At 63.8% G+C, this 7,306-nt stretch carries 6 protein-coding genes; 4 read left to right on the forward strand and 2 right to left on the reverse strand.

The annotated features are described in order from the left end of the window. Positions 1–125: 125 nt before the first annotated feature. Positions 126–1,745 carry an inorganic phosphate transporter gene (locus QZY01_RS22795; protein ID WP_294541877.1) on the forward strand — a complete coding sequence of 540 codons (1,620 nt, stop codon included), beginning with the start codon at positions 126–128 and terminating at the stop codon, positions 1,743–1,745. 189 nt (positions 1,746–1,934) lie between these two features. On the opposite strand, the gene QZY01_RS22800 is transcribed toward QZY01_RS22795, so the two are convergent. Further along, on the reverse strand, positions 1,935–2,600 hold the full coding sequence (locus QZY01_RS22800; protein ID WP_294541879.1) for a class I SAM-dependent methyltransferase: 666 nt from the start codon (positions 2,598–2,600) through the stop codon (positions 1,935–1,937). Positions 2,601–2,689: 89 nt separating this feature from the next. Here QZY01_RS22800 and QZY01_RS22805 point away from each other — a divergent pair, with 89 nt between their 5' ends. After that, the gene (locus tag QZY01_RS22805) at positions 2,690–4,201 is read left to right on the forward strand and encodes an AMP-binding protein (RefSeq protein WP_294541882.1); all 1,512 of its coding nucleotides are present in this window, start codon (positions 2,690–2,692) and stop codon (positions 4,199–4,201) included. Here the strand turns inward: QZY01_RS22805 and QZY01_RS22810 are convergent. After that, positions 4,192–4,638, reverse strand: a complete 447-nt coding sequence (locus QZY01_RS22810; RefSeq protein WP_294541885.1) for an Rrf2 family transcriptional regulator — start codon at positions 4,636–4,638, stop codon at positions 4,192–4,194. The two genes, QZY01_RS22805 and QZY01_RS22810, sit on opposite strands and share 10 nt — an antisense overlap. 253 nt (positions 4,639–4,891) lie before the next feature. Between QZY01_RS22810 and QZY01_RS22815 the strand changes: the two genes are divergently transcribed. Together QZY01_RS22815 and QZY01_RS22820 are read left to right on the forward strand one after the other, a co-directional pair. Beyond that, complete coding sequence (locus QZY01_RS22815; RefSeq protein ID WP_294541888.1) at positions 4,892–6,214, forward strand: MFS transporter; 1,323 nt, start codon at positions 4,892–4,894, stop codon at positions 6,212–6,214. Between the two features lie 173 nt (positions 6,215–6,387). Continuing rightward, a partial coding sequence (locus tag QZY01_RS22820; protein ID WP_294541890.1) for a glycogen/starch/alpha-glucan phosphorylase occupies positions 6,388–7,306 on the forward strand: 919 nt, incomplete at its 3' end.

Below are 7,306 nucleotides of genomic sequence, written 5' to 3' on the forward strand. Positions count from 1 at the left end.
AGGCGATTCGCCGATTTTGCAATGGGCGACTCGCTTTTTGGCCCTCCCAAGCGGCAGGTTGTCATCTTGCTGTAATCTGCGTGACCATATTCGGCGGCTGATCCATCCTGGAAGGACACCGCCCCATGACCATTGCGTCACCAACGCAAGATTTGCAGCAAGACGAGCCGAAAGTCGCCCGGCCCAATCTCGACCATCCCGACGACCCCAAGAAGATCTGGATCCTCGTCGCCGTCGGCGTGGCCGGCCTGCTCTATGCCGGCTGGTCGATCCAGTCCGATCTCGGCGCCAAGATCGCCGACGTCACCTTCTGGCCCTTCCTGCTGCTGGGCCTCGCCTTGCTGATCGCGCTCGGTTTCGAATTCGTCAACGGCTTCCATGACACCGCCAATGCGGTCGCCACCGTCATCTACACCCATTCCCTGCCCGCGAATTACGCCGTGATGTGGTCGGGCTTCTTCAACTTCCTCGGCGTTCTGACCTCGAGCGGCGCCGTCGCCTTCGGCATCATCTCGCTGCTGCCGGTCGAACTGATCCTGCAGGTCGGCTCCGACGCCGGCTTCGCCATGGTCTTCGCTTTGCTCATCGCCGCCATCATCTGGAACCTCGGCACCTGGGCGCTCGGCCTGCCGGCCTCCTCGTCGCATACCCTGATCGGTTCGATCATCGGCGTCGGCGTCACCAACGCGCTGATGCGCGGCCGCGATGGAACTTCGGGCGTCGATTGGGGCAAGGCGACCGAAATCGGCTATGCGCTGCTGCTGTCGCCGCTGGTCGGCTTCATCAGCGCCTTCGGCCTGCTTTTGTTGATGAAACGCCTGATCCGCAAGCCCGAGCTCTACGCCGCCCCGACCGGCGACGGCAAGCCGCCATTGTGGATCCGCATCCTTTTGATCTTCACCTGCACCGGCGTTTCCTTCGCCCATGGCTCGAACGACGGCCAGAAGGGCATGGGCCTGATCATGCTGATTTTGATCGGCACGGTCCCCACCGCCTACGCCCTCAACCGCTCGCTGCCGGAAAGCCATATCGCCCAGTTCACCAAGGCCTCGGTCGCGGCCTCGAACGTGGTGGCTTCCAAGGCCGCTGGCTATAATATCATCGGCGACCCGCGCCCCGCCGTCACCGCCTATATTTCGCGCCATGAGATCACCGGAGGCACCTTCCCCTCACTGGCGGCGCTGATCGCGGACATCGGCCAGCAAGTGGCGAGCCACGGCTCGATCGCCAAGGTGCCGCTGGAAAATGTCGGCAACACCAGAAACGACATGTATCTGGCCTCCGAGGCCATCCGCTTCCTGCTCAAGGACAAGGAGGCCGAACTTTCGGCCTCCGACGTCGCCGCTCTCAAGGCCTATAAAAGCGCGCTCGATCAGGCGACCAAGTTCATTCCGCTGTGGGTGAAGATCGTCGTCGCCCTCGCGCTGGGACTTGGCACGATGGTCGGCTGGAAGCGCATTGTCGTCACCGTCGGCGAAAAGATCGGCAAGACCCATCTGACCTATGCCCAGGGCGCTTCGGCGGAACTTGTGGCCATGGCGACGATCGGCGCCGCCGACAATTTCGGCCTGCCGGTCTCGACCACACAGGTCCTGTCGTCCGGCGTCGCCGGAACCATGGCGGCCAATGGTTCGGGCCTGCAAATGGCGACCATTCGCAATCTGGCCCTGGCCTGGATTCTGACCCTGCCGGTCGCGATGTTGCTTTCGGGATCGCTCTACTGGATCTTCCGCCATTTGTTCTGAGCGGAAAGCGAAGTTCAAAAATGAGGGGCGGCCTCGTGGCCGCCCTTTTTCTGCAAGATCTATTCAACCAAAAAACCGTCATTGCGAGCGAAGCGAAACAAACCAGTGGATGCAAGACGAGGCGACCGGATCGCCGCGTCGCTCCGCTTCACGCAACGACGGCGTTGGTTTTGCCAGAATGCCCGAATTTCAACCCCGCGGACGCAGGCGGATCATTTTCAGCACATCGCTGCGAATAAAGGTCTCGTCGATGACGTCGAGGCCGGCCGCGTCGAAATAATCCTCGGTCTTCGGCGTGTAGGTAGCGGCGAAAGTCCCGTTCAGCCAGGCCGACATCAACTTCTGGCGCGTGCGCACCAGCCGGCGTGGCGACAGGCGGTAATCGACGATGCGAATTTCGCCGTTCGGCTTGCACACCCGGCGCAGTTCCGACAGAGCCGCCGCCTGTTCGTGATCCTCGATACAGGCGAAGACGAAAGTCGCGACAATCCCATCGAACGTATCGTCCGGCCAGTCGAGCCGGGTCAGGTCGGAGCAGCGCAATTCCACCGGCTGCGCGTATTTTGCGGCGCGCGCGCGCGCCCGCTCCAGCATGGCGGAGCTGGCGTCGCAGCCCGACGCCTTGACGCCCGGCGGATAGGCCGCGAAATTGCAGCCCGTGCCGACGCCGGCGTCGAGAATCGCGCCTTGCAAACCTTCGAAAACGCGGCGGCGCAACGGGCGCTTCCAGGCGATTTCATAGGGAGCGTCGAGAAAGTCATAAAGGAAGGCGATACGCTCATAGGTCGTGCGGGCGTTCAGGCTATCGGCCCTGGTCGTCGACCGGGACACGGAGGGAGAAATGGACGGGGGCATGGGCCTTCCTTTCTTGCTTGGCGACTCGGCGCTCCGCCTCACTATGAAAATCAGGTGACAACAGCATGAAGGTTTGATCTGGTCGCGTCATGACCCTCCCCGACGACCGCTTCAATCTCGCCGCCTTCTGCCTGGCGGAAAACGCCGCGCGCCGGCCGTCCAGGACCGCGCTGATTCTGGCCGGGCCCTCGGGCGACCAAAGCCTGACCTATGGCGAACTCGACCTCGCGGTGCGCCGCCTCGCCGCCGGTTTTTCCAGCCTTGGTTTTCCTGAGGGATCGCGGATGATGATCCGCCGCGGCAATGATCTCGACTATATCTTGAGCTTTTTCGCCTGCATCGCCGCCGGACTGGTGGCATTGCCGGCCTCCGCGCAACTGACAGACGAGGAAGTGGACTTCCTTCTCGCCGATTCCGGGGCCTCGGCCATCGTCTGCTCGCAGGGCCTCGCGGTCGCGGCAGGGGCGCGGGTCATCGACAATGACGAGCTATCGCGGCTCGCCGCTTTCGATCCCCTGCCCTACGCGGCGACCTCGCGCGAAAATCCCGCCTATCTGATCTATACTTCGGGGACCGCCAGCCGGCCCAAGGGCGTGCTGCACGCCCACCGCGTCATTCTCGGCCGCGCCCCGATGCTCGACCATTGGCTGGGCCTTGGCGAGAGCGACGTGCTGCTGCACGCCGGCGCCTTCAACTGGACCTATACGCTCGGCGTCGGCCTGATGGACCCTTTCGCCAGAGGCGCCACGGCGGTCCTGTGGAACGGCCCGCCCGATCCCGGCCTGTGGCCGCGCCTGATCGCGCGCCATGGCGCGACGATTTTCGCCGCCGTGCCCGGGGTCTATCGCCAGATGCTGCGCGAGCCCTCCTGCACCGCCGCAAATTTCGCCAGCCTGCGCCACGGCCTGACCGCCGGCGAGGCGCTGGCCCCGGCTTTGCGCGAAACATTCATCGAGCGGACCGGCAAGCCGCTCTATGAAGCGCTCGGGATGAGCGAGGTCTCGACCTATATTTCGAGCGGCCCCACCATTCCCGTGCGCCCGGGTTCGCCGGGCAAGGCCCAGCCGGGCCGGCGTGTCGCCATTCTGCCGCTGGAGGAGGGGGAGACGCCGCTGCCGGCCAATGAGAGCGGCCTGATCGCCGTCCACGCTTCAGACACCGGACTGATGCTAAGGTATTGGAACCGTCCCGAAGCCGAGCGGGAAGTTTATCGCGGCGACTGGTTTATCGGCGGCGATGTCGCCGAAATGGACGCGGAAGGCTATTTCTGGCTGCATGGCCGCCGCGACGACCTGATGAACGCGCAGGGCTATCGGGTCTCGCCGGCGGAGGTCGAAGCCGCGCTGGCCCACGCGCCGGGCGTCGCCGATGTCGCCGTGGCGGAGCGCAAAGTGCGCGCGGATGTCTCGGTGATCTGCGCTTTCGTCGTGCTGGCGCCGGGCGCCAAGGCAGACGATGCGGTTTTGGCCGCCCATTGCGCGCAGCATCTGGCGGGTTACAAGAACCCTAAAAATTATGTCTTTCTCAACAGCCTGCCGCGCACCAAAAACGGCAAGATCGCCCGGCGGCTGCTGCCCGAGATCGGGCCGGATCAGATGTGAAACGTCTCCGCATCGGCCGGCGCGCCGAGCGCGCGCATGTCGGCAAGCGTGTGGCTGTCGAGCACCGAGGCGATGGCGTTGCGCGCCTTGACCATCATCAGCCGCACCGCGCAGAATCTTTCATCGCTGCAATCGTCGCAGGGGCGATAGGCGGTGACGCTGGCGCATTGGATCGGGGCCAGCGGCCCGTCGAGCACGCGCACGATCTGGCCGACGCTGATTTCGGTCGGCAAACGGGCCAGCGCATAGCCGCCGCCCTTGCCTTTTTTCGAGAAAACCAGACCGGAATTGCGCAATTCCGAGAGGATCTGGTCGAGAAACTTCTTCGGGATCGCATTGCTGTCGGCCATTTCCTGCACCTGGGCCAGTTCACCCGGCGCCAGACCGGCCAGATGGACCATCGCCTTCAACCCGTATTTCCCCTTGTTGGTCAGCATGTTTTCCGTCCCGCGGCGATTCGCCAAACTCGACTAAAATACTATCACAAGTTCCGATAATTCCAGTAATACGATGGAAAAAAGCGGGCGCGCGCTTTCGCTTTTGCCGGGCGTCCATGCCATAATGCGAAGCAGCGCGGTCAACGGCGCTTTGGAATGGCGCAGGAATTGGCGCATGAAATTGGCGCCTGAAATTTTCTTCTGGCGGCCGCTCCGATCAATCGCCGAATGAGGCGCCGACATAAGCGAAACCATGCAGGCCGAATCGCAGCCCGGATTCCTGACCCGTGTTTTCTCCGACAAGCGGCTGGCCTTGATGCTGGCGCTCGGCTTTTCGTCCGGCCTGCCCTTCCTGCTGGTGTTTTCGACCCAATCGGCCTGGCTGCGCGAAGCCGGCGTCGCCAAAGAGCATATCGGCCTGATGAGTTGGGTGGCGCTCGCCTATTCGTTCAAATTCCTCTGGGCGCCGCTGCTCGATCAATATAACGCGCCGCTGCTCGGGCGAAGGCTCGGACGCAGGCGAGGCTGGATGATCCTGACCCAGCTCGGGATCGCCGCCTGCCTGGTCGGCCTCGCCTTCGGCGACCCGGCGCATAACCTGTTGTGGACCATAGGCTTCGCTTTTCTGCTCGGTTTTTGCGCCGCGACCCAGGATGTGGTGATCGACGGCTGGCGCATCGCCGTCGCGCCGCCCGAGCGGCAGGGCGAAATGTCGGCGGCCAGTCAGGTCGGCTACAAGTTCGCCATTCTCTGCGCCGGCGCCGGGGCGCTCTATCTTGCGCAATTCTTCAGTTGGCGCGCCGCCTATCTGTGCATGGCGCTGACGATGGGCGTCGGGATCGTCGCCAGCCTGCTCGCGCCCGAACCCGCCGCCCATGTCGAGTCCGCGCCCGGCAAGCGCAAGAGCTTTCGCGAAGCCTATGCCGACCCGCTCAACGATCTGTTCCGGCGCCACGGGCGTCTGGCGCTGCTGTTCCTCGCCCTGCTGGCGATCTATCGCCTGCCCGATTTCGTCTCCGGCGTGATGGCCAATCCGCTTTATATCGACCTCGGCTTTTCCAAGGCCGACATCGCCACGGTCACCAAACTGTTCGGCTTCTGGGTCGGACTGGGCGGGATTTTCGTCGGCGGCCTCGCCATCGCCCGCTTCGGCCTGATGCCATCGCTGCTGATCGGCGGCGTCGCCGCCAGCGCCTCGCATCTGAGCCTGGCCTTGCTGGCCGCGGTCGGACAGGACCTGCGGGTGTTGACGCTTTCGATCTGTGTCGAGAATTTCGCCGGCGGCTTCGCCGGCACCGCGCTGATCGCCTTCATGTCATCGCTGACTTCGCCACTTTACGCCGCCGCGCAATATGCGCTGCTGTCGTCGCTCTATGCGCTGCCGGGAAAGCTGCTTGGCGGCTTTTCCGGATTCGCCGTCGCCGCTTTCGGTTATCCGGCTTTTTTCGTCGCCACTTCCTGCATCGGCATTCCCGTCGCCGCGATCTGCATCGCGGTCTGGCGGGCCCAATCGAGGCAGGCTGGAGAAGAGGATTTGCCAGAGCCGCCGGAAAGAGACAAACTGGTCGCCAGCTAGCCCGATCGGGACTAGACACGTGCGCGAAAAAAACAAGGGAATGAGCGAAAATGAACGAACTTACTCCCTCCGGGTCCGCCGTTACCCTTGAACTGGCGCCTGAAAACGCCGTCTCCGAGGGCGAAAACGGCGATCTTGTCGCCCACCTGCGTGAGGCGGTGCTGGAAAAGCTGATGTACAGCGTCGGCAAGGACCGCAACGCGGCCTCCGAGCGCGACTGGTTCATGGCGGTGGCGCTGGTCGCCCGCGACCGGATCGTCGACCATTGGCTGACTTCGGTGCGCGGCAATTACCGCGACAATCGCCGCCGGGTCTATTACCTGTCGCTGGAATTCCTGATCGGCCGCCTGCTCATCGATTCGTTGAGCAATACCGGCCTGCTCGAACCGATGCGCGCTGCTCTGACAGGGCTCGACATCGACCTCGACAAGCTGCGCAACGTCGAGCCCGATGCGGCGCTCGGCAATGGCGGTCTGGGCCGCCTCGCCGCCTGTTTCATGGAAAGCATGGCCACCCTGTCGATCGCCGCCCATGGCTATGGCATTCGCTACGACCACGGCCTGTTCCGCCAGACCATCAGCGACGGCTGGCAGCACGAATATCCCGAGGATTGGCTCGATTACGGCAACCCGTGGGAATTTTCGCGTCCCGAGGTCAACTACCCCATCGGTTTCGGCGGCGTGGTCGATAGCGCGCCGCGCGCCCATGGCGCGCCGGCGCAGATCTGGCGGCCATCGGAAACCGTCGAGGCGGTCGCCTATGACACGCCGGTGGTCGGCTGGCGCGGCGTCCACGTCAACACGCTGCGGCTTTGGTCGGCGCGCACCGCCGATCCGCTGCGGCTCGACGCATTCAACGCCGGCGATTATGTCGGCGCGCTCGCCGACCGGGTACGCGCCGAATCCATTTCCAAAGTGCTCTATCCCAGCGATTCGACCCCGGCGGGGCAGGAATTGCGGCTGCGCCAGGAATATTTCTTCGCCTCGGCCTCGTTGCAGGATCTGATTCGCCGCCATCTCAAGCAGCATGGCGACATCGAGACGCTGGCGGAAAAAAACGCGATCCAGCTCAACGACACCCATCCCGCCATCG

Source organism: uncultured Rhodoblastus sp. (assembly GCF_903903185.1).
In the GTDB taxonomy this organism is placed as follows: domain Bacteria; phylum Pseudomonadota; class Alphaproteobacteria; order Rhizobiales; family Beijerinckiaceae; genus Rhodoblastus.

Bases quoted from the DNA above. Each gene is read 5' to 3' on its own strand.
- QZY01_RS22815 (WP_294541888.1), top strand. From the start codon at position 4,892: ATGCAGGCCGAATCGCAGCCCGGATTCCTGACCCGTGTTTTCTCCGAC.
- QZY01_RS22800 (WP_294541879.1), bottom strand. From the start codon at position 2,600: ATGCCCCCGTCCATTTCTCCCTCCGTGTCCCGGTCGACGACCAGGGCC.
- QZY01_RS22795 (WP_294541877.1), top strand. From the start codon at position 126: ATGACCATTGCGTCACCAACGCAAGATTTGCAGCAAGACGAGCCGAAA.
- QZY01_RS22805 (WP_294541882.1), top strand. From the start codon at position 2,690: ATGACCCTCCCCGACGACCGCTTCAATCTCGCCGCCTTCTGCCTGGCG.
- QZY01_RS22810 (WP_294541885.1), bottom strand. From the start codon at position 4,638: ATGCTGACCAACAAGGGGAAATACGGGTTGAAGGCGATGGTCCATCTG.